The sequence below is a fragment of the Photobacterium piscicola genome (genome assembly GCF_046058925.1).
Taxonomy (GTDB): Bacteria; Pseudomonadota; Gammaproteobacteria; order Enterobacterales; family Vibrionaceae; genus Photobacterium; species Photobacterium piscicola.
Map to the genome: position 1 here is coordinate 146,232 of NZ_CP175534.1, position 18,202 is coordinate 164,433.

4 protein-coding genes, 6 tRNA genes and 8 rRNA genes are annotated in these 18,202 nt (G+C 46.8%); 4 read left to right on the forward strand and 14 right to left on the reverse strand.

Features of this window, described 5'->3' with window-relative positions; all coding sequences use genetic code 11:
- Positions 1-70: 70 nt before the first annotated feature.
- The 4 genes from ACJZU6_RS00725 to ACJZU6_RS00740 all read left to right on the forward strand — a co-directional run bounded on the left by ACJZU6_RS00725 (position 71) and on the right by ACJZU6_RS00740 (position 2,901).
- A complete protein-coding gene (locus tag ACJZU6_RS00725; protein ID WP_408900519.1) occupies positions 71-502 on the forward strand; it encodes a GNAT family N-acetyltransferase in 432 nt (143 codons plus the stop codon).
- 122 nt (positions 503-624) lie between these two features.
- A complete protein-coding gene (pssA, locus tag ACJZU6_RS00730) occupies positions 625-1,974 on the forward strand; it encodes a CDP-diacylglycerol--serine O-phosphatidyltransferase (protein WP_080159324.1) in 1,350 nt (449 codons plus the stop codon).
- A gap of 429 nt (positions 1,975-2,403) precedes the next feature.
- Entirely contained in the window at positions 2,404-2,505 is a 102-nt protein-coding gene (locus tag ACJZU6_RS00735; protein WP_408900903.1) for a winged helix-turn-helix domain-containing protein, read from the forward strand.
- Positions 2,506-2,754: 249 nt separating this feature from the next.
- The gene (locus ACJZU6_RS00740) at positions 2,755-2,901 is read left to right on the forward strand and encodes a transposase (RefSeq protein ID WP_408900520.1); all 147 of its coding nucleotides are present in this window, start codon (positions 2,755-2,757) and stop codon (positions 2,899-2,901) included.
- Positions 2,902-3,056: 155 nt separating this feature from the next.
- Here the strand turns inward: ACJZU6_RS00740 and ACJZU6_RS00745 are convergent.
- The 14 genes from ACJZU6_RS00745 to ACJZU6_RS00810 form a co-directional block, all read right to left on the reverse strand.
- Positions 3,057-3,133: transfer RNA gene (locus ACJZU6_RS00745), tRNA-Asp, on the reverse strand.
- 69 nt (positions 3,134-3,202) lie between these two features.
- Positions 3,203-3,318 (reverse strand): 5S ribosomal RNA (gene rrf, locus ACJZU6_RS00750).
- Positions 3,319-3,456: 138 nt separating this feature from the next.
- Positions 3,457-6,350, reverse strand: a 23S ribosomal RNA gene (locus ACJZU6_RS00755).
- 310 nt (positions 6,351-6,660) lie between these two features.
- A tRNA-Ala gene (locus ACJZU6_RS00760) sits at positions 6,661-6,736 on the reverse strand.
- Positions 6,737-6,780: 44 nt separating this feature from the next.
- Positions 6,781-6,857 (reverse strand) — tRNA-Ile (locus ACJZU6_RS00765).
- Between the two features lie 73 nt (positions 6,858-6,930).
- Positions 6,931-8,475, reverse strand: a 16S ribosomal RNA gene (locus ACJZU6_RS00770).
- Between the two features lie 420 nt (positions 8,476-8,895).
- A 5S ribosomal RNA gene (gene rrf, locus ACJZU6_RS00775) occupies positions 8,896-9,011 on the reverse strand.
- 137 nt (positions 9,012-9,148) lie between these two features.
- Positions 9,149-12,042 (reverse strand): 23S ribosomal RNA (locus ACJZU6_RS00780).
- 330 nt (positions 12,043-12,372) lie between these two features.
- Positions 12,373-12,448, reverse strand: a tRNA-Val gene (locus ACJZU6_RS00785).
- Between the two features lie 69 nt (positions 12,449-12,517).
- Positions 12,518-12,593 (reverse strand) — tRNA-Lys (locus ACJZU6_RS00790).
- Positions 12,594-12,614: 21 nt separating this feature from the next.
- Positions 12,615-12,690 (reverse strand) — tRNA-Glu (locus ACJZU6_RS00795).
- A 101-nt stretch (positions 12,691-12,791) separates the two neighbouring features.
- Positions 12,792-14,336: ribosomal RNA gene (locus ACJZU6_RS00800) — 16S ribosomal RNA — on the reverse strand.
- Positions 14,337-14,756: 420 nt separating this feature from the next.
- Positions 14,757-14,872: ribosomal RNA gene (rrf, locus tag ACJZU6_RS00805) — 5S ribosomal RNA — on the reverse strand.
- Positions 14,873-15,009: 137 nt separating this feature from the next.
- Positions 15,010-17,903, reverse strand: a 23S ribosomal RNA gene (locus ACJZU6_RS00810).
- Together the 16S, 23S and 5S rRNA genes with 6 tRNA genes alongside form the textbook arrangement of a ribosomal RNA operon.
- Positions 17,904-18,202: the final 299 nt, after the last annotated feature.

Genomic DNA, 18,202 nt, shown 5'->3' on the forward strand with positions numbered 1-18,202 from the left:
ATTTGGGACCATATCTTTATACTATTTGATTCATTTTACCCGATTCAATCTCACAACGCAGTGTTTTCCCATGAGCCAAGTCCACTATCAGCAACTAAATTTAATTCGATTACCCATCGTCAATAAACTCTATAAAGATTTTTATCCCGCAGGGAAAGCCAAACGTGATGAAATTTTATGGGTTGGAGAATCACCACAAGGTATTGTTTGTTGTGTTAGGTTTAAATCTATAGGCGAGTTACAACTATTAACAGGCATGCTCGTTAAACCTGAATTCCGCGGTCAAAAAATAGCAACTCATTTACTTCAGCACGCCATACCACAAATAAAACAAAAACCGTGTTATTGCTTTGCGTTTATAGAACTTGAAGCCCTATATCAACACGTAGGGTTTATTACATTATCACCTCAGCAGCTACCTCATGATCTACAACAACGCTTTGGACGTTATTGTAATAGCGGAAAAAAACTCATTCCAATGCAATATAAAGTTCAACCATAATCACAATTTAGTGAGGCAGTTATATATCTGACAATGAGATAGGTTGACTTGCTATTTTTTCTGATATAATTCGATCCTTAACTCAAATTTATCTTCTTATAGATCGTGTAAACGAGGCGATAATGGATTCAGCTATTGCTAACAGGCAGCAAATAGATCAGCTGCCGCGTATTGCGCACAAGCCCGAAAATTTAGAGACTCTTTTTGACGCGAGTTCTTTCAGGGAGCGTTTGTACCAAGAAATTGATTCAGCACAGCAACGTATTTATATTGTTGCACTTTATCTACAAGATGATGAAGCTGGTCGCGGTATTTTGACAGCGCTATACGAAGCAAAACAACGTAACCCGGCATTAGATATTAAAGTATTCGTTGATTGGCACCGTGCTCAGCGTGGTCTTATAGGCGCAAGTCAATCTGATGGTAATGCCGCGTTATACCGTGAATATGCCGAGAAATATCAGCATTCTATTGAAGTCCTCGGCGTACCTGTTCGAAATCGTGAAGTCTTTGGCGTTTTACACCTAAAAGGCTTCATTATCGATGATACCGTAATATACAGCGGTGCTAGCCTTAATGATGTTTATCTCGCACAACACGACCGCTACCGCTACGACCGCTATCACGTTATAAAAAATAACAAATTAGCAAATAGCATGGCACAATTTATCACTGAAACCTTAGTTGAAAGTGATGCCGTCAATTGTCTAAACCAAGCAGTACGCCCTGACACAAAATCATTAAAAAGTGCAATAAAAGATCTTCGAGCAGAATTGCAACAAGCAAGCTACCACTACGTATCAGAAGCTATTGCAGCAGATGAAGTAGGTTTAACGCCATTAATTGGTTTAGGTAAACGTCGTAATCAGCTTAATCAAGATATTTGCACTTTAATTGCCAGTGCACAGAATAAACTAACTATTTGCACGCCTTATTTTAATTTCCCTCGCGGCGTCAGCAAAGAAGTTATTAAAGCCCTCAAACGTGGTGTTAAGGTTACTATTGTTGTTGGTGACAAAACAGCAAACGACTTTTATATTCCACCGTCAGAGCCGTTTAAAACTATTGCAGGTTTACCTTACCTTTATGAAGTAAACTTACGTAATTTTGCAAAAAGTAACGAAGCAGCAATCGCAAGTCGCCAATTGGCGATTCATCTATGGAAACATGATAATAATAGCTTCCATCTCAAAGGGATCTGGGTCGACGATCAATACATGCTGGTGACAGGTAATAACTTAAACCCTCGAGCATGGAAACTTGACTTAGAAAATGCCATTCTTATTCATGATAAAAATCAACTTCTCGCACCGCAAACTCAGCAAGAAATAGATTGTATACTGACTCACACCACATTAATTGGTAGCTATAAACAAATCGAGAAAATCGACAGCTATCCACTGCAAGTGAAGAAATTAATTAAGCGAATTCGCCGAATTAAAGCCGATCATATCCTTAATCAAATTTTATAACGCTAATATCAAGCGCAGCAATAACGATTATTGTTGCGCTTGTCGTTATCATCAACCCACTAGACTTTCTCGCCCTAGAACTCATCTTCTCATTAGTTATCTCTGCCATCCTATTTCAGTATTTAGACACATTCAAATCCCTGCGCAAAATCATAAATATAGCTTTCCAATACATAATGACCTCCATAACTAGAGAGAATACCAAATAATGGTAGGGGTATTAATCAACTGAATTACCGCACAACATAACCACTTTCTATAGATAAAAAACAATCCAAATAAAAATGAGATTACTTGCCTTAAAGCACTCCAAGAAAAACTGCGTAGTGGTGTCCTGCATTTCTCACGCCTAAACAACGTAAGTAGCTATCTAATTATATTAAACTTAAAGCTTAAGACTCTTCTGGTGGGCAATTAATAGGAACGGATATTCACGCTTACATTCTCAAAGAATTTGATAAAAACTACCATCCAGATTCTATCTATTATCTACTTAAGCGCGCGGGCTTTTCGTGGATAACGTCACGGTAAAAACATTCGAAATAATCACAACAAATTCAGGATAATTTCAAAAATTTAAAATTAAAACAATCCTTAAGATCACAGAGCATATAGGATTCAATAAGGTCAATGTATGGTTTCAATATGAAGTAAGGTTTGGACAACAGAATACGACTACCCGTCTTTTAAGCTGAGCGAGAAACTCAACTAAGAGCGATAAAACAACACTATTTAGAATATGTTATCTATTGGGTTCAGTATGCCCAGCAAGAGGAATTGGTGAGGTTTTTGGTGAAAAATGATGCAAATTGGCACACTATCGATATTGCCAATCAGTTTAATAATCTCAGTATCATCAGACTTCCACCCTATTTCCCTAAACTTAACCCAGTAGAACAAGATTGGAGTTGGTTACAACAACACTAAAATGTGTTCAAGAGATTGGATTAACCTGAACAGTTAATTTTACAGATTAGAATAATATAGAGAAGAGTATTAACCAACTTCACTACCTCATTATGATAATCATTTTCTACAGACGAAAAAAAACCTGAATCTTTCGATTCAGGTTTCTTTAATAATGGCGGAGTGGACGGGACTCGAACCCGCGACCCCCGGCGTGACAGGCCGGTATTCTAACCAACTGAACTACCACTCCGCAGTGTCTATTCAGCATAAATGCAACTTGTTGTCTCTACCTTTATAAAAAGATAAAAACGAAATTTGAGCCTGGCGATGTCCTACTCTCACATGGGGAGACCCCACACTACCATCGGCGCTATTACGTTTCACTACTGAGTTCGGCATGGGATCAGGTGGGTCCATAACGCTATGGTCGCCAAGCAAATTCTGGTTTATTTATTGTCTTATGACAATAAATAGCAATCTGGGAAAATCTAACTAGTTGTTCTCAACACGCATTCAAGCGTTTGTAGAGTCCGTCTCTTCTCTTATTGAGAAGAAAAACCCCTTGGGTGTTGTATGGTTAAGCCTCACGGGCAATTAGTATCAGTTAGCTCAATGCCTCGCAGCACTTACACACCTGACCTATCAACGTTGTAGTCTTCAACAACCCTTTAGAGACCTTAAAGGTCTAGGGATGACTCATCTTGAGGCTCGCTTCCCGCTTAGATGCTTTCAGCGGTTATCGATTCCGAACTTAGCTACCGGGCAATGCATCTGGCGATACAACCCGAACACCAGCGGTTCGTCCACTCCGGTCCTCTCGTACTAGGAGCAGCCCCTCTCAATCATCCAACGCCCACGGCAGATAGGGACCGAACTGTCTCACGACGTTCTAAACCCAGCTCGCGTACCACTTTAAATGGCGAACAGCCATACCCTTGGGACCGACTTCAGCCCCAGGATGTGATGAGCCGACATCGAGGTGCCAAACACCGCCGTCGATATGAACTCTTGGGCGGTATCAGCCTGTTATCCCCGGAGTACCTTTTATCCGTTGAGCGATGGCCCTTCCATTCAGAACCACCGGATCACTATGACCTGCTTTCGCACCTGCTCGAATTGTCATTCTCGCAGTCAAGCGGGCTTATGCCATTGCACTAACCTCACGATGTCCGACCGTGATTAGCCCACCTTCGTGCTCCTCCGTTACTCTTTGGGAGGAGACCGCCCCAGTCAAACTACCCACCAGGCACTGTCCGTAACCCCGATAAGGGGTCAACGTTAGAACATCAAGCATACAAGGGTGGTATTTCAAGATTGACTCCACAACCACTGGCGCGGTTGCTTCAACGTCTCCCACCTATCCTACACATGTAGGGTCAATGTTCAGTGCCAAGCTATAGTAAAGGTTCACGGGGTCTTTCCGTCTAGCCGCGGGTACACAGCATCTTCACTGCGATTTCAATTTCACTGAGTCTCGGGTGGAGACAGCGTGGCCATCATTACGCCATTCGTGCAGGTCGGAACTTACCCGACAAGGAATTTCGCTACCTTAGGACCGTTATAGTTACGGCCGCCGTTTACCGGGGCTTCGATCAAGAGCTTCGACCGAAGTCTAACCCCATCAATTAACCTTCCGGCACCGGGCAGGCGTCACACCGTATACGTCATCTTTCGATTTTGCACAGTGCTGTGTTTTTAATAAACAGTTGCAGCCACCTGGTATCTGCGACTCCCGGCAGCTTAGAGAGCAAGTCTCATCACCGCTAGGAGCGTACCTTCTCCCGAAGTTACGGTACCATTTTGCCTAGTTCCTTCACCCGAGTTCTCTCAAGCGCCTTGGTATTCTCTACCTGATCACCTGTGTCGGTTTGGGGTACGATTTCTTATAATCTGAAGCTTAGAAGCTTTTCCCGGAAGCATGGCATCAATGACTTCACTACCGTAGTAGCTCGACATCGTATCTCAGCCTTAAGATGAACCGGATTTGCCTAATTCATCAGCCTACATACTTGGACCTGGACAACCGTCGCCAGGCTCACCTAGCCTTCTCCGTCCCTCCATCGCAATTATAAGAAGTACGGGAATATTAACCCGTTTCCCATCGACTACGCCTTTCGGCCTCGCCTTAGGGGTCGACTTACCCTGCCCCGATTAACGTTGGACAGGAACCCTTGATCTTCCGGCGAGGGAGTTTTTCACTCCCTTTATCGTTACTCATGTCAGCATTCGCACTTCTGATACCTCCAGCACACTTTACAATGCACCTTCAACGGCTTACAGAACGCTCCCCTACCCAATATGAACGAGTTCATATTGCCGCAGCTTCGGTGTATAGCTTAGCCCCGTTAAATCTTCCGCGCAGGCCGACTCGACCAGTGAGCTATTACGCTTTCTTTAAATGATGGCTGCTTCTAAGCCAACATCCTGGCTGTCTGAGCCTTCCCACATCGTTTCCCACTTAGCTATAACTTTGGGACCTTAGCTGGCGGTCTGGGTTGTTTCCCTCTTCACGACGGACGTTAGCACCCGCCGTGTGTCTCCCGGATAGTACTTACTGGTATTCGGAGTTTGCAAAGGGTTGGTAAGTCGGGATGACCCCCTAGCCTTAACAGTGCTCTACCCCCAGTAGTATTCGTCCGAGGCGCTACCTAAATAGCTTTCGGGGAGAACCAGCTATCTCCGAGTTTGATTGGCCTTTCACCCCTAGCCACAAGTCATCCGCTAATTTTTCAACATTAGTCGGTTCGGTCCTCCAGTAAGTGTTACCTCACCTTCAACCTGCCCATGGCTAGATCACTCGGTTTCGGGTCTAATCCTAGCAACTATGACGCCCAGTTAAGACTCGGTTTCCCTACGGCTCCCCTAAACGGTTAACCTTGCTACTAAAATTAAGTCGCTGACCCATTATACAAAAGGTACGCAGTCACCCAACAAGTGGGCTCCTACTGCTTGTACGTACACGGTTTCAGGTTCTATTTCACTCCCCTCACAGGGGTTCTTTTCGCCTTTCCCTCACGGTACTGGTTCACTATCGGTCAGTCAGGAGTATTTAGCCTTGGAGGATGGTCCCCCCATGTTCAAACAGGATATCACGTGTCCCGTCCTACTCGATTTCACTAATAATGCATTTTTGGTTACGGGGCTATCACCCTGTATCGCGGTACTTTCCAGAACCTTCACCTAACGCAGAACTAGCTTAAGGGCTAATCCGGTTTCGCTCGCCGCTACTACCGGAATCTCGGTTGATTTCTCTTCCTCGGGGTACTTAGATGTTTCAGTTCCCCCGGTTTGCCTCATTAACCTATGTATTCAGTTAATGATACTTGCTTATGCAAGTGGGTTTCCCCATTCGGAAATCCCAGACTCAAGAGGCTTTTACTGCCTAATCTGGGCTTATCGCAAGTTAATACGTCCTTCATCGCCTCTGACTGCCAAGGCATCCACCGTGTACGCTTAGTCACTTAACCATACAACCCCAAGAGGTCTTATATGTTCAAACAACCAAGGTTTGCGTTTAATACTCCGATCAAGAAAATATTAAACATTGGTTTTTCGCCGGACTCATTTATTTGTCTTCACTTTAAAAAGTGAAAGCAAACACAGACACTTGAATGTGTATGTTTTGAGAACTCGTTTTTATCCGAAGATAAAAACATTTTTAAAATTAATCTTTCGATTAAATTTACTAGTCAGCTTTCCAGATTGTTAAAGAACATGTAATCATCGTTAGATAACCACTTTCTAATCACATTCATTACTTTGAATATATTTAGAAAGTGGTGGAGCTATGCGGGATCGAACCGCAGACCTCCTGCGTGCAAGGCAGGCGCTCTCCCAGCTGAGCTATAACCCCAACGATTTAAAAGACTATACCATCACTTTTTCTGGGAGAAAAAGTGGTGGGTCTGAGTGGACTCGAACCACCGACCTCACCCTTATCAGGGGTGCGCTCTAACCACCTGAGCTACAGACCCAAGTCTTTTTACGTTCTACATTTTAACCAAGCAATCTGTGTGGACACTGCATAAAACAGCATAAGTCTTTAGGTAAGGAGGTGATCCAGCCCCAGGTTCCCCTAGGGCTACCTTGTTACGACTTCACCCCAGTCATGAACCACACCGTGGTAAACGCCCTCCCGAAGGTTAAGCTATCTACTTCTGGTGCAGCCCACTCCCATGGTGTGACGGGCGGTGTGTACAAGGCCCGGGAACGTATTCACCGTGACATTCTGATTCACGATTACTAGCGATTCCGACTTCATGGAGTCGAGTTGCAGACTCCAATCCGGACTACGACGTACTTTGTGGGATTCGCTCACTATCGCTAGCTTGCAGCCCTCTGTATACGCCATTGTAGCACGTGTGTAGCCCTACTCGTAAGGGCCATGATGACTTGACGTCGTCCCCACCTTCCTCCGGTTTATCACCGGCAGTCTCCCTGGAGTTCCCACCATTACGTGCTGGCAAACAAGGATAAGGGTTGCGCTCGTTGCGGGACTTAACCCAACATTTCACAACACGAGCTGACGACAGCCATGCAGCACCTGTCTCAGAGTTCCCGAAGGCACTAAGCTATCTCTAGCGAATTCTCTGGATGTCAAGAGTAGGTAAGGTTCTTCGCGTTGCATCGAATTAAACCACATGCTCCACCGCTTGTGCGGGCCCCCGTCAATTCATTTGAGTTTTAATCTTGCGACCGTACTCCCCAGGCGGTCTACTTAACGCGTTAGCTCCGAAAGCCACGGCTCAAGGCCACAACCTTCAAGTAGACATCGTTTACGGCGTGGACTACCAGGGTATCTAATCCTGTTTGCTCCCCACGCTTTCGCATCTGAGCGTCAGTCTTTGTCCAGGGGGCCGCCTTCGCCACCGGTATTCCTTCAGATCTCTACGCATTTCACCGCTACACCTGAAATTCTACCCCCCTCTACAAGACTCTAGTCTGCCAGTTCAAAATGCTGTTCCGAGGTTGAGCCCCGGGCTTTCACATCTTGCTTAACAGACCGCCTGCATGCGCTTTACGCCCAGTAATTCCGATTAACGCTCGCACCCTCCGTATTACCGCGGCTGCTGGCACGGAGTTAGCCGGTGCTTCTTCTGTTGCTAACGTCAAACAGCCAAGCTATTAACTTAACTGCCTTCCTCACAACTGAAAGTACTTTACAACCCGAAGGCCTTCTTCATACACGCGGCATGGCTGCATCAGGGTTTCCCCCATTGTGCAATATTCCCCACTGCTGCCTCCCGTAGGAGTCTGGACCGTGTCTCAGTTCCAGTGTGGCTGATCATCCTCTCAGACCAGCTAGGGATCGTCGCCTTGGTGAGCCATTACCCCACCAACTAGCTAATCCCACCTGGGCTAATCCTGACGCGAGAGGCCCGAAGGTCCCCCTCTTTGCTCCGAAGAGATTATGCGGTATTAGCTATCGTTTCCAATAGTTATCCCCCACATCAGGGTATATTCCCAGGCATTACTCACCCGTCCGCCGCTCGTCAGCAAAGAAAGCAAGCTTTCTTTCTGTTACCGCTCGACTTGCATGTGTTAGGCCTGCCGCCAGCGTTCAATCTGAGCCATGATCAAACTCTTCAATTAAAGTTTTGTTGTCTCTTTCGAGACGGCTCAATGAATACTGACTTCAAAACTACCTTAGTAATTTTAAAGCTATTACCATTCCAACAGAATGGTAATGAATTGACTGTGCCAAATAACCGTAGTTATTTGTATTGGTCACTCAGTTCATTGATAAATCTTTCGACTTAACTATTCAACGAGTGCCCACACAGATTGCATGGTCAAATTGTTAAAGAACGTTGACTTTCAATGCCTTAGCGCGTTACGCTTCAGCAAGTCAGGTGGCGTATAATACGCTTTTCTGATATTCAGTCAAGACAAAATTTTATTCTTTTTTATCAATCGATTAAAAAGTAAAAACTTTCTGTTGACGTCGCTCACATTACAATCAGTAAGAGCGAAATAAAAGCCCGTTCATTGAACGGGCTTTCATAAATTTGAGCCTGGCGATGTCCTACTCTCACATGGGGAGACCCCACACTACCATCGGCGCTATTACGTTTCACTACTGAGTTCGGCATGGGATCAGGTGGGTCCATAACGCTATGGTCGCCAAGCAAATTCTGGTTTATTTATTGTCTTATGACAATAAATAGCAATCTGGGAAAATCTAACTAGTTGTTCTCAACACGCATTCAAGCGTTTGTAGAGTCCGTCTCTTCTCTTATGAGAAGGAAAACCCCTTGGGTGTTGTATGGTTAAGCCTCACGGGCAATTAGTATCAGTTAGCTCAATGCCTCGCAGCACTTACACACCTGACCTATCAACGTTGTAGTCTTCAACAACCCTTTAGAGACCTTAAAGGTCTAGGGATGACTCATCTTGAGGCTCGCTTCCCGCTTAGATGCTTTCAGCGGTTATCGATTCCGAACTTAGCTACCGGGCAATGCATCTGGCGATACAACCCGAACACCAGCGGTTCGTCCACTCCGGTCCTCTCGTACTAGGAGCAGCCCCTCTCAATCATCCAACGCCCACGGCAGATAGGGACCGAACTGTCTCACGACGTTCTAAACCCAGCTCGCGTACCACTTTAAATGGCGAACAGCCATACCCTTGGGACCGACTTCAGCCCCAGGATGTGATGAGCCGACATCGAGGTGCCAAACACCGCCGTCGATATGAACTCTTGGGCGGTATCAGCCTGTTATCCCCGGAGTACCTTTTATCCGTTGAGCGATGGCCCTTCCATTCAGAACCACCGGATCACTATGACCTGCTTTCGCACCTGCTCGAATTGTCATTCTCGCAGTCAAGCGGGCTTATGCCATTGCACTAACCTCACGATGTCCGACCGTGATTAGCCCACCTTCGTGCTCCTCCGTTACTCTTTGGGAGGAGACCGCCCCAGTCAAACTACCCACCAGGCACTGTCCGTAACCCCGATAAGGGGTCGACGTTAGAACATCAAGCATACAAGGGTGGTATTTCAAGATTGACTCCACAACCACTGGCGCGGTTGCTTCAACGTCTCCCACCTATCCTACACATGTAGGGTCAATGTTCAGTGCCAAGCTATAGTAAAGGTTCACGGGGTCTTTCCGTCTAGCCGCGGGTACACAGCATCTTCACTGCGATTTCAATTTCACTGAGTCTCGGGTGGAGACAGCGTGGCCATCATTACGCCATTCGTGCAGGTCGGAACTTACCCGACAAGGAATTTCGCTACCTTAGGACCGTTATAGTTACGGCCGCCGTTTACCGGGGCTTCGATCAAGAGCTTCGACCGAAGTCTAACCCCATCAATTAACCTTCCGGCACCGGGCAGGCGTCACACCGTATACGTCATCTTTCGATTTTGCACAGTGCTGTGTTTTTAATAAACAGTTGCAGCCACCTGGTATCTGCGACTCCCGGCAGCTTAGAGAGCAAGTCTCATCACCGCTAGGAGCGTACCTTCTCCCGAAGTTACGGTACCATTTTGCCTAGTTCCTTCACCCGAGTTCTCTCAAGCGCCTTGGTATTCTCTACCTGATCACCTGTGTCGGTTTGGGGTACGATTTCTTATAATCTGAAGCTTAGAAGCTTTTCCCGGAAGCATGGCATCAATGACTTCACTACCGTAGTAGCTCGACATCGTATCTCAGCCTTAAGATGAACCGGATTTGCCTAATTCATCAGCCTACATACTTGGACCTGGACAACCGTCGCCAGGCTCACCTAGCCTTCTCCGTCCCTCCATCGCAATTATAAGAAGTACGGGAATATTAACCCGTTTCCCATCGACTACGCCTTTCGGCCTCGCCTTAGGGGTCGACTTACCCTGCCCCGATTAACGTTGGACAGGAACCCTTGATCTTCCGGCGAGGGAGTTTTTCACTCCCTTTATCGTTACTCATGTCAGCATTCGCACTTCTGATACCTCCAGCACACTTTACAATGCACCTTCAACGGCTTACAGAACGCTCCCCTACCCAATATGAACAAGTTCATATTGCCGCAGCTTCGGTGTATAGCTTAGCCCCGTTAAATCTTCCGCGCAGGCCGACTCGACCAGTGAGCTATTACGCTTTCTTTAAATGATGGCTGCTTCTAAGCCAACATCCTGGCTGTCTGAGCCTTCCCACATCGTTTCCCACTTAGCTATAACTTTGGGACCTTAGCTGGCGGTCTGGGTTGTTTCCCTCTTCACGACGGACGTTAGCACCCGCCGTGTGTCTCCCGGATATTACTTACTGGTATTCGGAGTTTGCAAAGGGTTGGTAAGTCGGGATGACCCCCTAGCCTTAACAGTGCTCTACCCCCAGTAGTATTCGTCCGAGGCGCTACCTAAATAGCTTTCGGGGAGAACCAGCTATCTCCGAGTTTGATTGGCCTTTCACCCCTAGCCACAAGTCATCCGCTAATTTTTCAACATTAGTCGGTTCGGTCCTCCAGTAAGTGTTACCTCACCTTCAACCTGCCCATGGCTAGATCACTCGGTTTCGGGTCTAATCCTAGCAACTATGACGCCCAGTTAAGACTCGGTTTCCCTACGGCTCCCCTAAACGGTTAACCTTGCTACTAAAATTAAGTCGCTGACCCATTATACAAAAGGTACGCAGTCACCCAACAAGTGGGCTCCTACTGCTTGTACGTACACGGTTTCAGGTTCTATTTCACTCCCCTCACAGGGGTTCTTTTCGCCTTTCCCTCACGGTACTGGTTCACTATCGGTCAGTCAGGAGTATTTAGCCTTGGAGGATGGTCCCCCCATGTTCAAACAGGATATCACGTGTCCCGTCCTACTCGATTTCACTAATAATGCATTTTTGGTTACGGGGCTATCACCCTGTATCGCGGTACTTTCCAGAACCTTCACCTAACGCAGAACTAGCTTAAGGGCTAATCCGGTTTCGCTCGCCGCTACTACCGGAATCTCGGTTGATTTCTCTTCCTCGGGGTACTTAGATGTTTCAGTTCCCCCGGTTTGCCTCATTAACCTATGTATTCAGTTAATGATACTTGCTTATGCAAGTGGGTTTCCCCATTCGGAAATCCCAGACTCAAGAGGCTTTTACTGCCTAATCTGGGCTTATCGCAAGTTAATACGTCCTTCATCGCCTCTGACTGCCAAGGCATCCACCGTGTACGCTTAGTCACTTAACCATACAACCCCAAGAGGTCTTGTATGTTCAAACAACCAAGGTTTGCGTTTAATAATCCGATCAAGAAAATATTAAACATTGGTTTTTCGCCGGACTCGATACAAGACACTTGAATGTGTGTTGTTTTGAGAACTCGTTTTTATCCGAAGATAAAAACATTTTTTAAAATCAATCTTTCGATTGAATTTACTAGTCAGCTTTCCAGATTGTTAAAGAGCATGCAATTATCTAACGATAACCACTTCCTAATGATTTTCAGCGACAACAATGCGGACTTAATAAAGGTATTCTTCATTAAATCTGCGATTCCGTGCAGAAAATTCTTAGAGAGTGGTGGGCGATACCGGGCTCGAACCAGTGACCCCCTCCTTGTAAGGGAGGTGCTCTCCCAACTGAGCTAATCGCCCACGATAGTATCTTATTTATTTTCACTTTAAAAAGTGAAAGCAAATAATATTTCCTTCGTGGAAAGGAAATGGTGGGTCGTGCAGGATTCGAACCTGCGACCAATTGATTAAAAGTCAACTGCTCTACCAACTGAGCTAACGACCCAATTTGCACTTCAAAGAGAAGTGGCGTCCCGTAGGGGAGTCGAACCCCTGTTACCGCCGTGAAAGGGCGGTGTCCTAGGCCTCTAGACGAACGGGACAATGTTCATAACGCAAGTTGTTGGGCAACTTACGTCGGCTCTTTTACATTTCGACCAAGCAATCTGTGTGGACACTGCATAAAACAGTATAAGTCTTTAGGTAAGGAGGTGATCCAGCCCCAGGTTCCCCTAGGGCTACCTTGTTACGACTTCACCCCAGTCATGAACCACACCGTGGTAAACGCCCTCCCGAAGGTTAAGCTATCTACTTCTGGTGCAGCCCACTCCCATGGTGTGACGGGCGGTGTGTACAAGGCCCGGGAACGTATTCACCGTGACATTCTGATTCACGATTACTAGCGATTCCGACTTCATGGAGTCGAGTTGCAGACTCCAATCCGGACTACGACGTACTTTGTGGGATTCGCTCACTATCGCTAGCTTGCAGCCCTCTGTATACGCCATTGTAGCACGTGTGTAGCCCTACTCGTAAGGGCCATGATGACTTGACGTCGTCCCCACCTTCCTCCGGTTTATCACCGGCAGTCTCCCTGGAGTTCCCACCATTACGTGCTGGCAAACAAGGATAAGGGTTGCGCTCGTTGCGGGACTTAACCCAACATTTCACAACACGAGCTGACGACAGCCATGCAGCACCTGTCTCAGAGTTCCCGAAGGCACTAAGCTATCTCTAGCGAATTCTCTGGATGTCAAGAGTAGGTAAGGTTCTTCGCGTTGCATCGAATTAAACCACATGCTCCACCGCTTGTGCGGGCCCCCGTCAATTCATTTGAGTTTTAATCTTGCGACCGTACTCCCCAGGCGGTCTACTTAACGCGTTAGCTCCGAAAGCCACGGCTCAAGGCCACAACCTTCAAGTAGACATCGTTTACGGCGTGGACTACCAGGGTATCTAATCCTGTTTGCTCCCCACGCTTTCGCATCTGAGCGTCAGTCTTTGTCCAGGGGGCCGCCTTCGCCACCGGTATTCCTTCAGATCTCTACGCATTTCACCGCTACACCTGAAATTCTACCCCCCTCTACAAGACTCTAGTCTGCCAGTTCAAAATGCTGTTCCGAGGTTGAGCCCCGGGCTTTCACATCTTGCTTAACAGACCGCCTGCATGCGCTTTACGCCCAGTAATTCCGATTAACGCTCGCACCCTCCGTATTACCGCGGCTGCTGGCACGGAGTTAGCCGGTGCTTCTTCTGTTGCTAACGTCAAACAGCCAAGCTATTAACTTAACTGCCTTCCTCACAACTGAAAGTACTTTACAACCCGAAGGCCTTCTTCATACACGCGGCATGGCTGCATCAGGGTTTCCCCCATTGTGCAATATTCCCCACTGCTGCCTCCCGTAGGAGTCTGGACCGTGTCTCAGTTCCAGTGTGGCTGATCATCCTCTCAGACCAGCTAGGGATCGTCGCCTTGGTGAGCCATTACCCCACCAACTAGCTAATCCCACCTGGGCTAATCCTGACGCGAGAGGCCCGAAGGTCCCCCTCTTTGCTCCGAAGAGATTATGCGGTATTAGCTATCGTTTCCAATAGTTATCCCCCACATCAGGGTATATTCCCAGGCATTACTCACCCGTCCGCCGCTCGTCAGCAAAGAAAGCAAGCTTTCTTTCTGTTACCGCTCGACTTGCATGTGTTAGGCCTGCCGCCAGCGTTCAATCTGAGCCATGATCAAACTCTTCAATTAAAGTTTTGTTGTCTCTTTCGAGACGGCTCAATGAATACTGACTTCAAAACTACCTTAGTAATTTTAAAGCTATTACCATTCCAACAGAATGGTAATGAATTGACTGTGCCAAATAACCGTAGTTATTTGTATTGGTCACTCAGTTCATTGATAAATCTTTCGACTTAACTATTCAACGAGTGCCCACACAGATTGCATGGTCAAATTGTTAAAGAACGTTGACTTTCAATGCCTTAGCGCATTACGCTTCAGCAAGTCAGGTGGCGTATAATACGCTTTTCTGATATTCAGTCAAGACAAAATTTTATTCTTTTTTATCAATCGATTAAAAAGTAAAAACTTTCTGTTGACGTCGCTCACATTACAATCAGTAAGAGCGAAATAAAAGCCCGTTCATTGAACGGGCTTTCATAAATTTGAGCCTGGCGATGTCCTACTCTCACATGGGGAGACCCCACACTACCATCGGCGCTATTACGTTTCACTACTGAGTTCGGCATGGGATCAGGTGGGTCCATAACGCTATGGTCGCCAAGCAAATTCTGGTTTATTTATTGTCTTATGACAATAAATAGCAATCTGGGAAAATCTAACTAGTTGTTCTCAACACGCATTCAAGCGTTTGTAGAGTCCGTCTCTTCTCTTATGAGAAGGAAAACCCCTTGGGTGTTGTATGGTTAAGCCTCACGGGCAATTAGTATCAGTTAGCTCAATGCCTCGCAGCACTTACACACCTGACCTATCAACGTTGTAGTCTTCAACAACCCTTTAGAGACCTTAAAGGTCTAGGGATGACTCATCTTGAGGCTCGCTTCCCGCTTAGATGCTTTCAGCGGTTATCGATTCCGAACTTAGCTACCGGGCAATGCATCTGGCGATACAACCCGAACACCAGCGGTTCGTCCACTCCGGTCCTCTCGTACTAGGAGCAGCCCCTCTCAATCATCCAACGCCCACGGCAGATAGGGACCGAACTGTCTCACGACGTTCTAAACCCAGCTCGCGTACCACTTTAAATGGCGAACAGCCATACCCTTGGGACCGACTTCAGCCCCAGGATGTGATGAGCCGACATCGAGGTGCCAAACACCGCCGTCGATATGAACTCTTGGGCGGTATCAGCCTGTTATCCCCGGAGTACCTTTTATCCGTTGAGCGATGGCCCTTCCATTCAGAACCACCGGATCACTATGACCTGCTTTCGCACCTGCTCGAATTGTCATTCTCGCAGTCAAGCGGGCTTATGCCATTGCACTAACCTCACGATGTCCGACCGTGATTAGCCCACCTTCGTGCTCCTCCGTTACTCTTTGGGAGGAGACCGCCCCAGTCAAACTACCCACCAGGCACTGTCCGTAACCCCGATAAGGGGTCGACGTTAGAACATCAAGCATACAAGGGTGGTATTTCAAGATTGACTCCACAACCACTGGCGCGGTTGCTTCAACGTCTCCCACCTATCCTACACATGTAGGGTCAATGTTCAGTGCCAAGCTATAGTAAAGGTTCACGGGGTCTTTCCGTCTAGCCGCGGGTACACAGCATCTTCACTGCGATTTCAATTTCACTGAGTCTCGGGTGGAGACAGCGTGGCCATCATTACGCCATTCGTGCAGGTCGGAACTTACCCGACAAGGAATTTCGCTACCTTAGGACCGTTATAGTTACGGCCGCCGTTTACCGGGGCTTCGATCAAGAGCTTCGACCGAAGTCTAACCCCATCAATTAACCTTCCGGCACCGGGCAGGCGTCACACCGTATACGTCATCTTTCGATTTTGCACAGTGCTGTGTTTTTAATAAACAGTTGCAGCCACCTGGTATCTGCGACTCCCGGCAGCTTAGAGAGCAAGTCTCATCACCGCTAGGAGCGTACCTTCTCCCGAAGTTACGGTACCATTTTGCCTAGTTCCTTCACCCGAGTTCTCTCAAGCGCCTTGGTATTCTCTACCTGATCACCTGTGTCGGTTTGGGGTACGATTTCTTATAATCTGAAGCTTAGAAGCTTTTCCCGGAAGCATGGCATCAATGACTTCACTACCGTAGTAGCTCGACATCGTATCTCAGCCTTAAGATGAACCGGATTTGCCTAATTCATCAGCCTACATACTTGGACCTGGACAACCGTCGCCAGGCTCACCTAGCCTTCTCCGTCCCTCCATCGCAATTATAAGAAGTACGGGAATATTAACCCGTTTCCCATCGACTACGCCTTTCGGCCTCGCCTTAGGGGTCGACTTACCCTGCCCCGATTAACGTTGGACAGGAACCCTTGATCTTCCGGCGAGGGAGTTTTTCACTCCCTTTATCGTTACTCATGTCAGCATTCGCACTTCTGATACCTCCAGCACACTTTACAATGCACCTTCAACGGCTTACAGAACGCTCCCCTACCCAATATGAACAAGTTCATATTGCCGCAGCTTCGGTGTATAGCTTAGCCCCGTTAAATCTTCCGCGCAGGCCGACTCGACCAGTGAGCTATTACGCTTTCTTTAAATGATGGCTGCTTCTAAGCCAACATCCTGGCTGTCTGAGCCTTCCCACATCGTTTCCCACTTAGCTATAACTTTGGGACCTTAGCTGGCGGTCTGGGTTGTTTCCCTCTTCACGACGGACGTTAGCACCCGCCGTGTGTCTCCCGGATAGTACTTACTGGTATTCGGAGTTTGCAAAGGGTTGGTAAGTCGGGATGACCCCCTAGCCTTAACAGTGCTCTACCCCCAGTAGTATTCGTCCGAGGCGCTACCTAAATAGCTTTCGGGGAGAACCAGCTATCTCCGAGTTTGATTGGCCTTTCACCCCTAGCCACAAGTCATCCGCTAATTTTTCAACATTAGTCGGTTCGGTCCTCCAGTAAGTGTTACCTCACCTTCAACCTGCCCATGGCTAGATCACTCGGTTTCGGGTCTAATCCTAGCAACTATGACGCCCAGTTAAGACTCGGTTTCCCTACGGCTCCCCTAAACGGTTAACCTTGCTACTAAAATTAAGTCGCTGACCCATTATACAAAAGGTACGCAGTCACCCAACAAGTGGGCTCCTACTGCTTGTACGTACACGGTTTCAGGTTCTATTTCACTCCCCTCACAGGGGTTCTTTTCGCCTTTCCCTCACGGTACTGGTTCACTATCGGTCAGTCAGGAGTATTTAGCCTTGGAGGATGGTCCCCCCATGTTCAAACAGGATATCACGTGTCCCGTCCTACTCGATTTCACTAATAATGCATTTTTGGTTACGGGGCTATCACCCTGTATCGCGGTACTTTCCAGAACCTTCACCTAACGCAGAACTAGCTTAAGGGCTAATCCGGTTTCGCTCGCCGCTACTACCGGAATCTCGGTTGATTTCTCTTCCTCGGGGTACTTAGATGTTTCAGTTCCCCCGGTTTGCCTCATTAACCTATGTATTCAGTTAATGATACTTGCTTATGCAAGTGGGTTTCCCCATTCGGAAATCCCAGACTCAAGAGGCTTTTACTGCCTAATCTGGGCTTATCGCAAGTTAATACGTCCTTCATCGCCTCTGACTGCCAAGGCATCCACCGTGTACGCTTAGTCACTTAACCATACAACCCCAAGAGGTCTTGTATGTTCAAACAACCAAGGTTTGCGTTTAATACTCCGATCAAGAAAATATTAAACATTGGTTTTTCGCCGGACTCATTTATTTGTCTTCACTTTAAAAAGTGAAAGCAAACACAGACACTTGAATGTGTATGTTTTGAGAACTCGTTTTTATTCAGAGAATAAAAACATTTTTAAAATTAATCTTTCGATTAAATTTACTAGTCAGCTTTCCAGATTGTTAAAGAACATGTAATCATCGTTAGATAACCACTTTCTAATCACATTCATTACTTTGAAT

Coding starts and splice junctions, on each gene's coding strand:
- pssA (WP_080159324.1), top strand. CDS start 625: ATGGATTCAGCTATTGCTAACAGGCAGCAAATAGATCAGCTGCCGCGT.
- ACJZU6_RS00725 (WP_408900519.1), top strand. CDS start 71: ATGAGCCAAGTCCACTATCAGCAACTAAATTTAATTCGATTACCCATC.